Origin of the sequence: Pseudomonas sp. GCEP-101, assembly GCF_025133575.1 — a bacterium.
GTDB lineage: Bacteria > Pseudomonadota > Gammaproteobacteria > Pseudomonadales > Pseudomonadaceae > Pseudomonas > Pseudomonas nitroreducens_B.
Map to the genome: position 1 here is coordinate 4,530,014 of NZ_CP104011.1, position 13,660 is coordinate 4,543,673.

The 13,660-nt window shown below is 67.2% G+C and carries 13 protein-coding genes; 6 read left to right on the forward strand and 7 right to left on the reverse strand.

The window, feature by feature from the left end:
* Positions 1 to 106 precede the first annotated feature (106 nt).
* The 4 genes from N0B71_RS20690 to N0B71_RS20705 form a co-directional block, all read right to left on the reverse strand.
* The gene (locus N0B71_RS20690) at positions 107 to 619 is read right to left on the reverse strand and encodes a thioredoxin family protein (RefSeq protein ID WP_259754617.1); all 513 of its coding nucleotides are present in this window, start codon (positions 617 to 619) and stop codon (positions 107 to 109) included.
* 59 nt (positions 620 to 678) lie between these two features.
* Positions 679 to 1,119: a nuclear transport factor 2 family protein gene (locus N0B71_RS20695; protein ID WP_259754619.1), complete on the reverse strand. Its 441-nt coding sequence runs from the start codon at positions 1,117 to 1,119 to the stop codon at positions 679 to 681.
* 107 nt (positions 1,120 to 1,226) lie between these two features.
* Entirely contained in the window at positions 1,227 to 1,730 is a 504-nt protein-coding gene (locus tag N0B71_RS20700; protein WP_259754620.1) for a GNAT family N-acetyltransferase, read from the reverse strand.
* Positions 1,731 to 1,888: 158 nt separating this feature from the next.
* Positions 1,889 to 2,587: an MOSC domain-containing protein gene (locus N0B71_RS20705; RefSeq protein WP_259754621.1), complete on the reverse strand. Its 699-nt coding sequence runs from the start codon at positions 2,585 to 2,587 to the stop codon at positions 1,889 to 1,891.
* A gap of 762 nt (positions 2,588 to 3,349) precedes the next feature.
* Here N0B71_RS20705 and N0B71_RS20710 point away from each other — a divergent pair.
* Positions 3,350 to 4,393, forward strand: a complete 1,044-nt coding sequence (locus tag N0B71_RS20710) for an NAD(P)-dependent alcohol dehydrogenase (RefSeq protein ID WP_311197168.1) — start codon at positions 3,350 to 3,352, stop codon at positions 4,391 to 4,393.
* A gap of 89 nt (positions 4,394 to 4,482) precedes the next feature.
* On the opposite strand, the gene N0B71_RS20715 is transcribed toward N0B71_RS20710, so the two are convergent.
* On the reverse strand, positions 4,483 to 5,484 hold the full coding sequence (locus N0B71_RS20715) for a zinc-dependent alcohol dehydrogenase family protein (protein WP_259754622.1): 1,002 nt from the start codon (positions 5,482 to 5,484) through the stop codon (positions 4,483 to 4,485).
* A 106-nt stretch (positions 5,485 to 5,590) separates the two neighbouring features.
* Here N0B71_RS20715 and N0B71_RS20720 point away from each other — a divergent pair, with 106 nt between their 5' ends.
* Positions 5,591 to 6,505, forward strand: coding sequence for a LysR family transcriptional regulator (locus tag N0B71_RS20720; protein WP_259754624.1), 915 nt, complete (start codon positions 5,591 to 5,593; stop codon positions 6,503 to 6,505).
* A gap of 24 nt (positions 6,506 to 6,529) precedes the next feature.
* Here N0B71_RS20720 and N0B71_RS20725 read toward each other — a convergent pair whose 3' ends face one another.
* Positions 6,530 to 7,402, reverse strand: coding sequence for a hypothetical protein (locus N0B71_RS20725; RefSeq protein ID WP_259754625.1), 873 nt, complete (start codon positions 7,400 to 7,402; stop codon positions 6,530 to 6,532).
* Between the two features lie 393 nt (positions 7,403 to 7,795).
* On the reverse strand, positions 7,796 to 9,022 hold the full coding sequence (locus tag N0B71_RS20730; RefSeq protein WP_259754626.1) for an EAL domain-containing response regulator: 1,227 nt from the start codon (positions 9,020 to 9,022) through the stop codon (positions 7,796 to 7,798).
* 275 nt (positions 9,023 to 9,297) lie between these two features.
* On the opposite strand from N0B71_RS20730, the gene N0B71_RS20735 reads away from it, so the two are divergent.
* The 4 genes from N0B71_RS20735 (at position 9,298) to otsA (ending at position 13,648) form a co-directional block, all read left to right on the forward strand.
* On the forward strand, positions 9,298 to 10,749 hold the full coding sequence (locus tag N0B71_RS20735; protein WP_259754627.1) for an amino acid permease: 1,452 nt from the start codon (positions 9,298 to 9,300) through the stop codon (positions 10,747 to 10,749).
* A 253-nt stretch (positions 10,750 to 11,002) separates the two neighbouring features.
* The gene (gene otsB, locus N0B71_RS20740; RefSeq protein WP_259754628.1) at positions 11,003 to 11,815 is read left to right on the forward strand and encodes a trehalose-phosphatase; all 813 of its coding nucleotides are present in this window, start codon (positions 11,003 to 11,005) and stop codon (positions 11,813 to 11,815) included.
* A complete protein-coding gene (locus N0B71_RS20745; protein ID WP_259754630.1) occupies positions 11,812 to 12,186 on the forward strand; it encodes a trehalase-like domain-containing protein in 375 nt (124 codons plus the stop codon). The genes otsB and N0B71_RS20745 overlap by 4 nt, the downstream gene beginning before the upstream one ends.
* A 52-nt stretch (positions 12,187 to 12,238) precedes the next feature.
* A complete protein-coding gene (otsA, locus tag N0B71_RS20750) occupies positions 12,239 to 13,648 on the forward strand; it encodes an alpha,alpha-trehalose-phosphate synthase (UDP-forming) (protein WP_259754631.1) in 1,410 nt (469 codons plus the stop codon).
* Positions 13,649 to 13,660 lie beyond the last annotated feature (12 nt).

The following is a 13,660-nucleotide window of genomic DNA, read 5'->3' on the forward strand; positions in this document are numbered from 1 at the left end:
TCCTACAACGGACTGCGGGTTCGGGGGATTGTAGGAGCGGGCCATGCCCGCGATCGCGCGTCTGGCGCGCCGCTACTGGTCGATGCCGCCGTTTCGGCGGCTGCGCTTACGCCCGACCTTCCGCCTGCTCGAACAGCTCCAGCAAATCCGTCAGCGTGCTCTCCAGATATTCCCCCGCGCGGTACGCGGGCTTGAGCGCATCGCCGCCCGCCACCACCTCCTGCGGCCGTTCGATGAAGCGGCCCACCGGCTGGAACTCAGCATCGAGCACCAGCACCACCGGAATCAGGACGCGCTCCAGCGCCATGCGCTCGCGCAGGTTGTCCTCGGCGCGGCCCTTGGTGATTACCGCCAACTGCACGCGCGGTTGCAGGCGCTGCAGATAGTCCATCACGGTGACGTTGATCTGGCAGTCGGGGCACCACATTTCGCCGGCGATCAGCAGGCGGTAGCGGCCCTCGATGGCCTCGACGCGGCGCAGGGTGTCGGCGCTGATCGTGCCGGGCTCGGCCAGCTGTTGCTGGACCTTGCGCACGCCGGCGATCTCGCCGGGCAGGCCGTGGGCGACGAAGGCGTCGAAGCCCTCGCCGATGGAGAAGAGTTCCTCAAAGGAGGCCATGGGGATTTCCTTGATGCAGGGATGGCCCATCCCAGCAGAAATCCCCCTGGCGGGCAATCTCAGCTGGCCGACTTCGCCTTCGCGGCCGCCAGATAGGGCGCCAGGCGGCGACCCATTTCCTCACCCAGGGCCTGCAGGCCGCTGAGCGGGCGGACCATCACCTCGAACTCGATGATCTTGCCGTGCTCGTCGAAGCGGATCATGTCGATGCCCTTGAGGTCCTTGCCGTTCACCGTGGCGCTGAATTCCAGCACCACGTTCAGGCCGTCGCCGGTGGCCAGCTCGCGGTGGTAGGTGAAGTTCTCGAACACCTGCAACACGGTGTTGAGGATGGTCGACACCACCGGCGCGCTGGGGTAGGGCGAATGCGCCATGGGCGAGCGGAACACCGCGTTGGGCGCCAGCAGTTGCGGCAGGTTGGAGAGGTTCCTGGCGGCCACCATCTGGTGCCAGCTGGCCAGGGAAGCGGCGGCCTGGGGATGCAGGTTCAGTGCGGTCACGGGAGTAGCTCCTGGGTTTCTTGTTGTTCGCTCAGGACGATACGGCCGCGCCGCCAGGTCGCTCAATGATCGCAAATGACAGAAGACTGATCGTGACGAACAGCGGCTCAGTGCGTCGCCGGGCTGATCAGGTAGCTCGCCAGCTGCGGATCGTCCCCCGGCTCGATGCGCTGCACCGGGCGCGGCAGGTCGGCGAAAACGGCTTTCCAGAAGGCCGCCGCCACCTCGTCCTGGGCGTAGAAACGCACCAGCCACGGGCCGGGATTGTCCAGCAGCACCTGGTTGGCCAGGGCACGGCCGATGCCGAGGCGACGGTACTTCTTCAGCACGAACAGGTCTGACAGCTCCAGCGCGTCGATGCCCGGCAGCTCGCTGCCTTCCACCAGCAGAAAGCCGGCGATGAAGCCGTCGGCCAGGATCAGGTTGGCGCTCCACTCCGGCTCGCTCCAGTAGCGCGCCAGGTGCTCCTCGTGGATGTAGAAACGGCCGTCCACTTCCACGTCCTCGTCTTCCCAGTCCGACGACTCGTAGGCGTAGAACTGGTAGAGGTTGCGGATCAGGTCCTGATGCTCGGGGCCGGCCTGCACCAGCTGGATGGAAAGGTCGCTCATGGTCGAAGGCTCGCGGCAAGGCGGAAGAGGGCGAATGAGCGCCATTGTCGCGCATTCTCGCCGCAGCGCCAGTGGCCGGTGCGCTCGGCCGTGGCCAACTGCCATTGGCTTGCACCGCGCGCCGGCGGACGTTCCGGCGTACGCCCTGGAGTCCCGCGTCAGGCCTTCGGGCTGCCGTCCAGGCGCGGGCTCCAGTCTTCCACCGCGCCGTTCTCCAGGCGCCGCGACAGCGTGCGGCGCCAGTTCGGCGGCAGCGGCAGCTCCAGGCAGTCGCGCAGCACCGCGGCGTCCACCTGTTTGTCGAACAGCACGGCGCCCAGCCGTTCCAGGGACCAGTCGGCATGGGGCCGCTCGATCAGTTCCAGTGTCGCGCCGGCAGCCACCGTGCCTTGCTCCAGTACCCGGTAGTACCAGCCGGTGCGCCCTGATTCCTGCACGCGCAGGGCCATCTGGGCGACGTCGAAACGATCATTGAGCTTCCAGCACGGCATGCGCCCCTGGGACACCTCCAGCAACGCCGTGCCGGCGCGGATGCGGTCGCCCAGGCAGAGGTCCGCTTCCGTCCAGCCGGTGGTGCTGAAGTTCTCGCCGAAGGCGCCGGGTTGGCCCAGCAGCGGATGGTCGCCCAACTCGGCGATCCACGCCGCATAGTGCTCGCGGGGGTAATGATGGATGGCCTTTTCCACGCCGCCGTGCACGCGCAAGTCGCCTTGTTCGTCGCTCTCCAGGCCCAGGGTGGTGACCGCCAGTGCCGACTGGCGCGGCTGCTTGGCGATGGCGCTGCGCGAGCCGGGCCGGGTGAAAGGCACGGCGCGGCCGGTGAGGAGGGCGTCGAGGGAAACGGCGGGCAGGCACATGGCAAGGCTCTTGCGGGTAGATTGTGTCGATCAAAAACTACCTGCAACAATCGGGCAGATCGGCACGGGCTGTCAAGGTTTCGATTCGATACCAGGTGTCTTCAAGCGGGCGATTTTATGTCGGAGCCGCTGTTGAACTTCGCACTGGCGGTTTTCCCTCTCCCTAGCTCTGGCTGCGCGCCCCGCTCCGAAGGGAGAGGGAGCCGCCCGTGCCGGCTGACATCCTGGTTTCAACCTGCACGGTACAGTCCCCTCTCCCTTCAGGGAGAGGGTTAGGGAGAGGGAAAATCCCAAGCACGGACTTTCAGAGAAAGACAATTGCTCCTAACTGAAGCATTGCGCCGGGGGCGGGCCCTCTCCCCCGCCCTCTCCCTGAAGGGAGAGGGAGCCAACCGTGCAGGCTGAGGCCGCCGTTTCAGCCGGCTCCGATCCAGTTCTCTTGCCCTTCGGAGCGGGGCGAGCAGCCAGGGCGGGGGGATAGATCCGGCCTCCGGCGCGATGCTTCCGGTAGGAGCGGACTCCGTCCGCGATCGATCCGCCTCCTCTCGGGCCGCCCACGGGGAACCTGCGCTCCAATCAAGAGCAGAGCCTGCTTGCCCGTTCCGCCGAAACGCTGCCCGCAGGCGTTGCATTCCCAAGGCGCTGGTGCCGAGCAATCCCCGGCGAAGCCTCCGTAATGAGCTTTACTTCAGGGTTCCCCGCTGGCCGGACAGGCAACAACGCCGTCGCCCTGGCCCGTTCAAGCATCAAGGAGCACCACTGATGAAAACCCTTGGATACGCTGCGCAGAACCCGCAGGACCCGCTCGCACCCTTCACCTTCGAGCGCCGCTCGCTGCGCGACAACGATGTGGCGATGGATGTCCTCTACTGCGGCGTCTGCCACTCCGACCTGCACCAGGCGCGCAACGACTGGGGCTTCAGCCGCTATCCGATGGTGCCGGGCCACGAGATCGTCGGCCGGGTCACCGCGGTGGGGCCCAAGGTCACCCGCTACCAGGTCGGCGACGCCGTGGCGGTGGGCTGCATGGTGGACTCGTGCCAGGCGTGCGACCAGTGCCGCAAGGGCGAAGAGCAACTCTGCCGGCAGGGCAACACCCAGACCTACAATGGCCTGGACCGCATCACCCGCGAGGCGACCCAGGGCGGCTACTCCAAGCACCTGGTGGTGCGCGAGGAATTCGTCCTGCGCGTGCCGGACGGCCTGGACCTGAGCCGCGCCGCGCCGCTGCTGTGTGCCGGCGTCACCACCTATTCGCCGCTGCGCACCTGGAACGTCGGGCCGGGCAGCCGCGTAGGCGTGGTCGGGCTTGGCGGGCTGGGGCACATGGCGGTGAAGCTGGCCGTCGGCCTGGGCGCCACCGTCACCGTGCTCAGCCGCACCGAGGACAAGCGCAGCGATGCCAAGGAACTGGGCGCCGATGCGCTGCTGGTGTCCTCCGATACGCGAGCGATGAAGGCGGCGGCCAACAGCTTCGACCTGATCATTGACACCGTGCCGGTGCGGCACGACCTGAAGCCCTACATGCCCCTGCTGGACATCGACGGCACCCTGGTAATGGTCGGGCAGGTCGGCCCTATCGACGAGTTCAGCAGTGTTCCGCTGTTGCTCGGCCGCCGCCGTATCGCCGGCTCGCCCATCGGCGGCATCGCCGAAACCCAGGAGATGCTCGACTTCTGCGGGAAGAAGAACATCCTGCCGGAGTGCGAGATGATCCGCATGGACGAGATCAACCACGCCTTCGAGCGCATGGAGCGCTCCGACGTGCGCTACCGCTTCGTCATCGACCTGGCCACGCTGAACTGACCTGGCACGCCGAACCCGCCCGGCGTGCCGCCCCTGGTTACCAAGACGCCCTGGCTCCGCTGCCACCTGCGCGGCGGAGCGAGGTGGGGCTACAGGGTGACCACCACCTTGCCGAACTGCTGGTTGGATTCCAGGTAGCGGTAGGCCTCGACGATCTCCTCGAACGCGAAGCGGCGGGCGATGACCGGGCGCAGCGAGCCGTCCGCCAGCCCATCGACGATGAATGCCTTGGCCGCTTGCAGGCGTTCCGGGTCTTCCAGCACTTCGTAGACGCGGTAGCCGCGCAACACCAGCGAGCGGCTCAGCACCTCGAACAGCGGGAAGGGCGTCGGCTCGGGGCTCAGGCCGCCGTACTCGATGAGTATGCCGCCCTCCGCCATGGCGGCGATCAGGGGCTCGAAGATCGGCCCGCCCACCGGGTCGAACACCACCCGCGCGCCGACCTTGCCGGTGATCTCGAGCAGCCGCGCGCGCAGGTCCTCCTCGTCGCTGGCGATCACTTCGGCGGCGCCCGCCTGCAGCAACGCATCGCGTTTCGCCGAACCGCGGGTCACCGCGATCGGCACGGCGCCTACGCGCCGGGCAATCTGGATGGCCGCCAGGCCAACGCTGCTGGAGGCGGCGGTGATCACCACGAAGTCGCCGGCGTGCAACGCGGCGACCTGCACCAGCGCACCGTAGGCGGTGAGGTACTGCATCCAGGTGGCGGCGGCGTCGCTCCAGGCCTGGCCGGGTGGGTTCTTCACCAGCCGCGCTTGCGGCACCACCAGATGCTCGGCGTGGGTGGGCTGTTCCTGCATCGATGTGGGCGGCAGCACGCTCACCGCATCCCCTTCGGCAAAGTCCCTGACGTTACTGCCCACCGCCTCGACGATGCCGGTGGCCTCCAGGCCAAGGCCGGAGGGCAGGCGCGGGGTCTCGATGTATTGGTCGGTGCGCAGCAGCACCTCGGCACGGTTCAGCCCCAGGGCCTTGACCCGGATGCTCACCTCGTCCGGGCCGGGCTGGCGAACCGCCAGGGGTTCGATGCGCAGCACGTCCGGCCCGCCGATCTGGTGAAAGCGAACAGCCCGTGCGGTGACATTTTCCATCTAGAAGCTCCTATACGAAATTAATGTGATGTAAATGCACTATCCGATATGGGATTAAGCGGATAAATGGCGTATAGAAGCGCTTAGTCGAAATCAGGAGTTACGAATGGATCGCCTCACCAGCATGGCGGTGTTCGTTCGCGCGGTGGACCTCGGGTCCTTCGCGGCCGCCGCCGATGCCCTGGAAATGTCCGCGCCCATGGTGGGCAAGCACGTGCGCTTTCTCGAAGAGCGCCTGGGCGTCCGGCTGCTGCAGCGCAGCACTCGGCGGCAGAGCCTGACCGAGGCCGGGCGGATCTACTACGAGCGCTGCCGCGCGTTGCTGGCCGATGCCGAGGCGGCGGATGTTCTCGCCGCCGGCGAGGTGGCGGAGCCGCGTGGACGGCTGCGGGTGGCCATGCCGGTGCATTTCGGCCGACGCTGTGTGGCGCCGGTCCTGCTGGAGTTGGCGCAGCGTTATCCGCACCTGGAACTGGACCTGCGCTTCAGCGACCGGCTGACCGACCTGGCGGAAGAGCAGATCGACCTGGCCATCCGTACCGGCGAGCCGGAGCCGCGGGCCGGGGTGATTGCGCGCCGTATCGGCCGGCAGCGCATGGTGGTGTGCGCCGCGCCGGCGTACCTGGCGAAGCACGGCAGGCCCGCCAGCATCGAGGAGCTGGCAGAGCACCAGTTGCTGGTCTATCACCGTTCCGGGCGGATCAACCCGTGGCTGTTTCCCCGCGAAGGGCAGTCGCCGGTGGAGTTCGCGCCGAACGCGCGGCTGCGTTTCGACGACCTGGCGGCCATCGCCGATGCGACGGTGCGCGGCATGGGGCTGGCCTGGCAGCCGTACTGGCTGGTGGGCGACGCCATCCTGGCGGGCGAGCTGGAAGAACTGCTGCCGCAGCAGCCAGGCTTCCTCTATGGCGTCTACGCCACCTGGCTGCAGACCACCCAGTTGCCGCGCAAGGTCCGGCTGGCCATCGATGCGCTGGTGGAGGTGATCCCCGGCCTGGTGATGCCGGGGCTGGCGGAGTAGTGGGGGCGAGGGCCCGCGGCGGCGTCAGTTCGCCGGGGTGAGGCGCAGCACACGGTCGCGGCCGCCTTCGGCGAGCAGGTAGCCGCCCTTGCCGTCGGCCACGATGGCCTGCGGCGCCTTGAGGAACGACAGGACGGTGCGCGGCTCGCCCGTGCCGTTCCACAGCAGCAGGCGCGCGCGATGGGTGGAGTCTTCGCTGATCCACAGGCCGCGCGCGTCGCACATCAGGAAGGTCGGCTGGTTCAGGCCGGAGAGCAGCACCGGGTCGCTGCCGTCCTCGCTGAACTGGTGCACCACGCCTTTCTTCTTCTCGGTGTAGAGCAGCTTGCCGTCGGTGCAGCGGGTGACGGATTCGGTCTCCCGCAGCTTGTCGCGCAGCACCGTCAGCTCGCCGTCGCTCCAGCGGTAGCGCAGCAGCCGGCCATCCTCGCGGCGGTCCTCGATGGCGTAGAGGTTGGCGCCGTCATCCCACAGGCCCTGCACGGACTGGCCCATGAACAGGTCGGTGACCTTGCCGTCCTTGAGCAACTGCACTGGCCGGCCCTCGGACTCCTGGCTGAACACCCAGCCGCCCTGGGCCGCGATCATGCCGTCGGGTTTGGTCAGTCCGTCCACCATGATACGCCGCTGGCCATCGGCGGCGATGCGCAGGATGTTGCCCTTGTCCTTTTTCAATTCCTGGCTGACCAGCAGGCCACCGTCGGCCAGGGGCACCAGCGACGCGGCCTTTTCCACGTTCTTGTGCAGGACCTCGACGGACCAGCCATCGGCCGCCTGCACCGGGTAGAAGTCCTGCCAGGCGAAGAAGGCCAGCGCGGCGGCGATGACCAGGCTGGTGCCGGTCAGGGCAAAGCGGAACAGCGGACTACGGGGCGTGCGCGAAGAAGTCTGGGGCATGTCGGCTGCCAAAAATGAAAGTGGGCGACGCTGGGGCGATCCCTGTTGAGGCGTGCCTTCCTGGCATCCAGCGCGGCCGAGCATGGTAACCAGACAGTTCATCGGTGGGCTAGGGCAAAGCGCCGTGACGGTCATCACGTGCGGCGAGACCGAAACGAGGGCAGACCGTCGTATAGCCGACACTATTGGGACGATTGTGCAGCGAATCCGCTGGTATCGGCGTCAGAAAGAGCGGCTGTTTGACGCGTTTGTACGTATTTGGTGCTGATGCGGGTGAACTGGGAAGACGCGCTGATGGCCAATGGCCTACAATTGCGCCGTCCTTTGCTGAGGACAATCCAGACGGCTGTTGCGGACAGGAAGTCCGTAACAGCCGTTTTCTTTTGCGCCGCGCTATTGCGCCGGACGCAGGGCCTGCACGGCTTCGAGCTTTTGCAGGCGCAGCGGCGCGCCGCGCAGGAAATGGCCCACCTGGCTGGCGTCCATTGGCTTGCCGAACAGGAAGCCCTGGGCGCAATCGCACTCCAGTTGCTGCAATTGGCGCAATTGGGCGGCGTTCTCCACGCCTTCTGCGATCACCCGCAGCCCCAGGTCGCGGCCCAGCGCCAGGGCATTGCGCAGCACGACGAGGCGGCGCGGATCGCCGTTGTTCACGTCGGCGACCAGATGGCGGTCCAGCTTCAATTCGGTGAACGGCAGTTCCATCAGGCGTTGCAGGGTGGAGTGGCCGCAGCCGTAGTCGTCGATGGCCAGGCCGCAACCCAGCAGGCGCAGGCGCAGCACGTTCTCCAGGCTGAGCGGCGGGGCGTGCAGCGGCGAGGATTCGGTGAGTTCGAAGGTGATGCGCCGCGGGTCCATGTCCAGCGTGCGCAGGTTGCGCTCCACCGCGGCGGCAAAGTCGGTCTGGGCGACCTGCTCGGCCTCCAGGTTGAAAGACAGCTTCAGCTCGTTGTTGCCCTGATTGCGCAATGCCTCCACCGCCTGGCCCATCAGCTCGAACAGCATGGAGTCGAGCTTGCCGGCTCGGCGCATGGCCGCCAGGAAGTCGCCGGGCAGCAAGACCGCACCATCGTCCCCCTGCCAGCGCGCAAGTACCTCGAAGCCATACACCTGAGCGGTGGCGACATGCACCTTGGGTTGCAGGTACGCGCGCAGCTTGCCCCGTGTCGGCAGGCCGGCGGGCTCGCCGTCCTCGCCAGCGGCGGTTTCCGCCAGCGGCAGGCCAAGCTGCGCGCCGGCAGGCTGGAAATCGCTGAGCAGCGCGCGCAGGCGCTCCAGGGTGGCGGCGTCGTTGCCCAGCCAGAACACCTTCATGCCTTGCAATTGCAGGAGGTGGGAGAGGGCGCTCCAGGTGCCCGGGGCCATCTCCCCGCTGACCACTACGCCGTCGGCCAGGCGCTCGCGGGCGACGGTCTGAAGGAACTCCAGGCGTGCCACCGGATCGATGCGCACGTCGCAGATCAGCAGGTGCACTCCGCCCTGGCTGCGCAGCCGGTCCAGAGCGTAGGCATTGCTGGAAACCTCCGAAAGAAAGCTGTAGCCCAGGTGATGCAGCGCGGTGACAGCGGTCGAACGATGCAGGCCGGACGCCTGGAGCACGAGCGCGGAGAGCGGAGGCATGGTTGGTTCTCTAGGAGGATTGGTCTGACACATTCTCGAAAACGCTGTCCTTCCTGTGATGAGGAGGATTCCAGTTCGTTTGTCAGATAAATCCGCCTCTTCAGCGCTGTGCCCACCCAACCGGTATCGCGACCCGTCAATAGCCTGGAGAGAAAGCTCGAACAAGTTCGAGGGTCGGACAGGTTCTCGTCTGCCTCAGGTCAGCTTCCTTCCGACAGCCCGGGATTACAACGGAATCACCGACCCGCCAGGGCCATTTCGGAAGGAGTCGAATCATGAAACATCTTCGTCACGTGGAAGGCGGGACGGGCGACGGAAAAGTCGGTCTGTTCGGCCTGACCTCACTGATCGTCGGCAGCGCCATCGGCTCCGGCATCTTCGCCTTGCCCGCCACGCTCACCGGCGGCGCAGGCGCGCTGGGTATCCTCTGCGGCTGGGCCATCGTGGCCTTCGGCATGCTCGCGCTGGTGTCGGTCTACCGTAACCTCACCCTGCGCCAGCCGGACATCGACGACGGCATCTACGGTTGGTCGAAGGCCGGCTTCGGGCATATCGGCGGCTTCATCGGCGCCTACGGCCATGGTGCCGGCGACGCCATCGGCAACGCCTCCTACCTGGTGGTGATCTTCAGTGCGCTGGGCGCCTTCGGGATCTTCTCCTGGTTCGGTGACGGCACCACCTGGCCCGCCATATTCGCCGCCTCGGCGCTGCTGTGGGTGATCAACGGGCTGGTGTTGCGCGGTGTGAAAACCAGCACCACGGTGAACAACATCGCCACCGTCGCCAAGGTGGTGCCCATCGTGCTGTTCCTGGGCCTTGCGCTCTACCACTTCGACAGCCGCGTGTTCCTCACCGATTTCCGCGGCCAGAGCCATGGCACGTCGATCTTCGAGCAGAGCAAGACGGTGCTGCTGGCCGCCATGTGGACGCTGATCGGCCTGGAGTCCGGCACCATCTACGCCACCCGTGCGCGCAAACTCTCCGACGTGGCCAAGGCGTCGACCCTCGGGGCGATCATCGTCTCGCTGCTGCTGGTGGGCACCTCGGTGCTGGCGCTGGGCATCCTGCCGGCGGCGCAGATCACCCAGTTGCACCAGCCCTCCATGGCGGGGCTCATGGCTGCCATGGTCGGGCCCTGGGGCGGCATGCTGATCAACATCTGCCTGATCGTCTCGGTGGTCGGTGCGCTGATCGCCTGGGTCGCGCTGAGCGCCGAGGAAGTCATGCTCTCCGGCCGCGGCCACAGCTCCACCCGTTGGCTCGGCTGCCTCAACGCCAATGGCGCGCCGCGCAACGCTATGTGGCTGACCACCGGGATCGCCCAGGCGATGATGCTGGTGGCCGGTTTCAGCCATGCCGGCTACCTCGCGCTGCTGTCGTTCTCCACCTCGCTGGCGCTGATCCCGTACCTGCTGTCGTCGATGTATTCCTTCCAGTGCGCCTGCAACGGGCGCGGCTATGAAGGCGCCAAGGCCCATGGCCGTTATCGCGAGATGGCGCTGTCGGCCTTCGCCGTGTGCTTCGTGCTGTTCATGCTCTACGGCGCCGGCCTGAAATACGTGCTGCTGGCCGCGGTGGTCTGGGCCGTTGGCCTGCCGCTGTTCATCCTGGGCAAACGCGAACAGCGGGCGAAACTCAGCGCCGTTGAATGGGGCGTGTGCCTGGTCGTGGTCGGCATGGCCCTGGCCGGGCTGCTCGGCCTGTGGACGGGGCACCTGGTCCTGTAATCGGGACGCTCTGCCCACGCCGCCCGCCGAACCCGGCGGGCGGCGTCGTTCTTTTGTGCGAATATTTTTCTGCTTCCTCGCTTGATGTCCCGCGCGCCCGCCCGCTCTGGCCTGCGGGTTCTCCACGGCGCACGCCGGTGAAACCCAAGGTCGATCCCTGTTGTCCCACGTGTTAGGGTCCTCGGGCTCCCTTTCACGTCCGCAGTGGCTTCCCACGGCGCTGCGGCACGCCCTGAACATGGAGAAATGGCTCATGTCACGTCCCACATCACGGGGGCCTGTCGACACCGCCATGGTCCCGCAAAGCGAGGCCTCAGCCACGGCGCTGCTGAACCTCTGGCTCAGCCGACCTCAGCAGACCGCCCTGTTCCTGGATGTCGACGGAACCCTTCTGGACATCGCCGACTCGCCGGATGCGGTCGTCGTACCGCCCGGCTTGCTCGACGCGCTCGCCCAGTTGCAGCGCAGTCTCGACGGTGCCCTGGCCCTGATCAGCGGCCGCCCGGTCGAGGAACTCGACCGGCTCCTGCAACCCGTGCGTCTCGCCGCCAGCGGCGGCCACGGCGCCCACTGGCGCGAGCGCGGCGACAGCCCGCTGCGCTGCACCACCCCCGATCTGCCCGCCAACCTGCGGCTGCAGTTGAACGCGCTGGCGCAGCGGCATGTCGGCATCCAGATCGAGGACAAAGGCACCAGCGTGGCGCTTCACTACCGCGCCGCCCCCGACCTGGCCACCGCGCTGCGCGAGGCCGTGCAAACCCTGCTGCACGCGCCGGAAGGCACCGGGTTGCGCTTGCTCAACGGCAAGCAGGTCTACGAAGTCGTTTCCGAAGGCGTCGACAAGGCGCAGGCGATCCAGCGGCTGCTGGGCACGCCGGCTTTTGCCGGGCGCCTGCCGCTGTACATCGGCGACGACGTCACCGACGAGCCCGCCATCGCGCTGATGCCCACCCTGGGCGGCCTGGGCCTGTCGGTCGGGCGCGCCTTGCCCGGCGCCAGCGCGGTGTTCAGCGACGCGGAGCAGGTCCGAGACGCATTGATGCAAGCAGGAGGAATTCACCGATGACGAACCGGCACGACGGTGCGTTGGAACTGGGCCTGATCGGCAACTGCCGGGTGGCCGCCCTGGTCAACCCGCAGGCGCGCCTGGTGTGGTGGCGCTACCCGAACTTCGACAGCGATCCGGTATTTTCCCGGTTGCTGGCCGGCGACGACGAGAAGGGTTTTGCCGACCTGGTGCTGGAGAACCAGGTCAGCAGCGCCTCCGAGTACCAGCGCAACACCGCGATCATCACCACCGTGTTGCGCGACGACAACGGCGGCGCGGTGCGCATCACCGACTTCGCTCCGCGCGCATCCGCTACGGTCTGCTGTCCGAGGACCTGCATCCGCACACCGGGGAGCTGTGGGGGAACATCCCGCAGACCTACTCCATGACCGGGCTGATCAACTCCGCCATGCGCCTGTCCATCGGCTGGGAGGACGGTCCATGCCGCGCCTCGTGGTGATTTCCAACCGGGTCGCGATCCCCGACGAGAACGGCCCGGCCCCCGGCGGCCTTGCCGTGGCCGTGGAGGCGGCGATGCGCCACCGCGAAGGCATCTGGTTCGGCTGGAGCGGCGAGAAGGCCGAGGAGCCGGGGCCGCCGACGGTGGTCCAGCGCGATAACCTGCAGTACATCCTCACCGACCTGCACCCGCAGGACTTCGAAGAGTACTACAACGGCTTCGCCAACCGCGTACTCTGGCCGATCCTGCATTACCGGGTGGACCTGGCCGAGTGCAACGAGGCCGAGTTCGGCGGGTACCAGCGGGTCAACGAGTTCTTCGCCGAGCGCCTGAGCCCGCTGCTGGAGGAGGACGACGTCCTCTGGGTCCACGATTACCACCTGATTCCCCTGGCATCCGCGCTCAGGCAGCGTGGGCACGGCAACCGCATCGGCTTCTTCCTGCACATCCCGATGCCGCCGGCCGACCTCATTACCGCGCTGCCGCACCATGACGAACTGATCCGCGCGTTGACCCAATACAACCTGATCGGCTTCCAGACCGAGAACGACGCCAGCAACTTCGCGCGCTACCTGACCCGCGTGGTGGGCGCGGCGACGCCCGATGGCCGGCGCTATCACCTGGAAGACCAGCAATTTCGCGTCGGTGTGTTCCCGGTGGGGGTGGATGCCGCCGGGTTCCGCCGGCTCGCCGAAGAGGCGGCGCAGAGCCAGGCCGCCCAGGACCTGCGCGAGAGCCTCGGCGGCCGGGCGCTGATGGTGGGGGTGGACCGCCTGGATTACTCCAAGGGCATCGTCAATCGGCTGGACGGCTACGAGCGCTTCCTGGAGCGCAACCCGGGCTGGCACAACCGCGTCACCTGCCTGCAGATTTCACCGGGCAGCCGCCAGGATATTCCGGAGTACGTCGACATCGATGCGGCCGTCAGCGCGCGGGTAGGGCATATCAACGGGCGTTTCGGCGCGGTGTCCTGGGTGCCGCTGCGCTACGTGGCGCGCAATCACCACCGTGCCGACATCGCCATGGTCATGCGCCACGCACGGATTGGCCTGGTGACGCCGCTGCGCGATGGCATGAACCTGGTTGCCAAGGAGTTCGTCGCCGCCCAGGACCCGGACGACCCCGGCGTGCTCATCCTTTCCCAGTTCGCGGGTGCCGCCGCCGAGTTGGGCGGCGCGCTGATCGTCAATCCTCATGACCGCGACGCCCTGGCCGACGCCATGCACCAGGCCCTGCGCATGCCGCTCAAGGAGCGCCAGGCCCGCTACCGCGACATGTATGCGGTGCTGGAGGCCAACGATATCCGTTTCTGGGGGCCGAGCTTCATCGACGCGCTGACCCGGCCGGGCAGGGCGCTGAACTGGTTGTCGAATCATTACCTGGGCCATTGAGCGCGCGGTTGA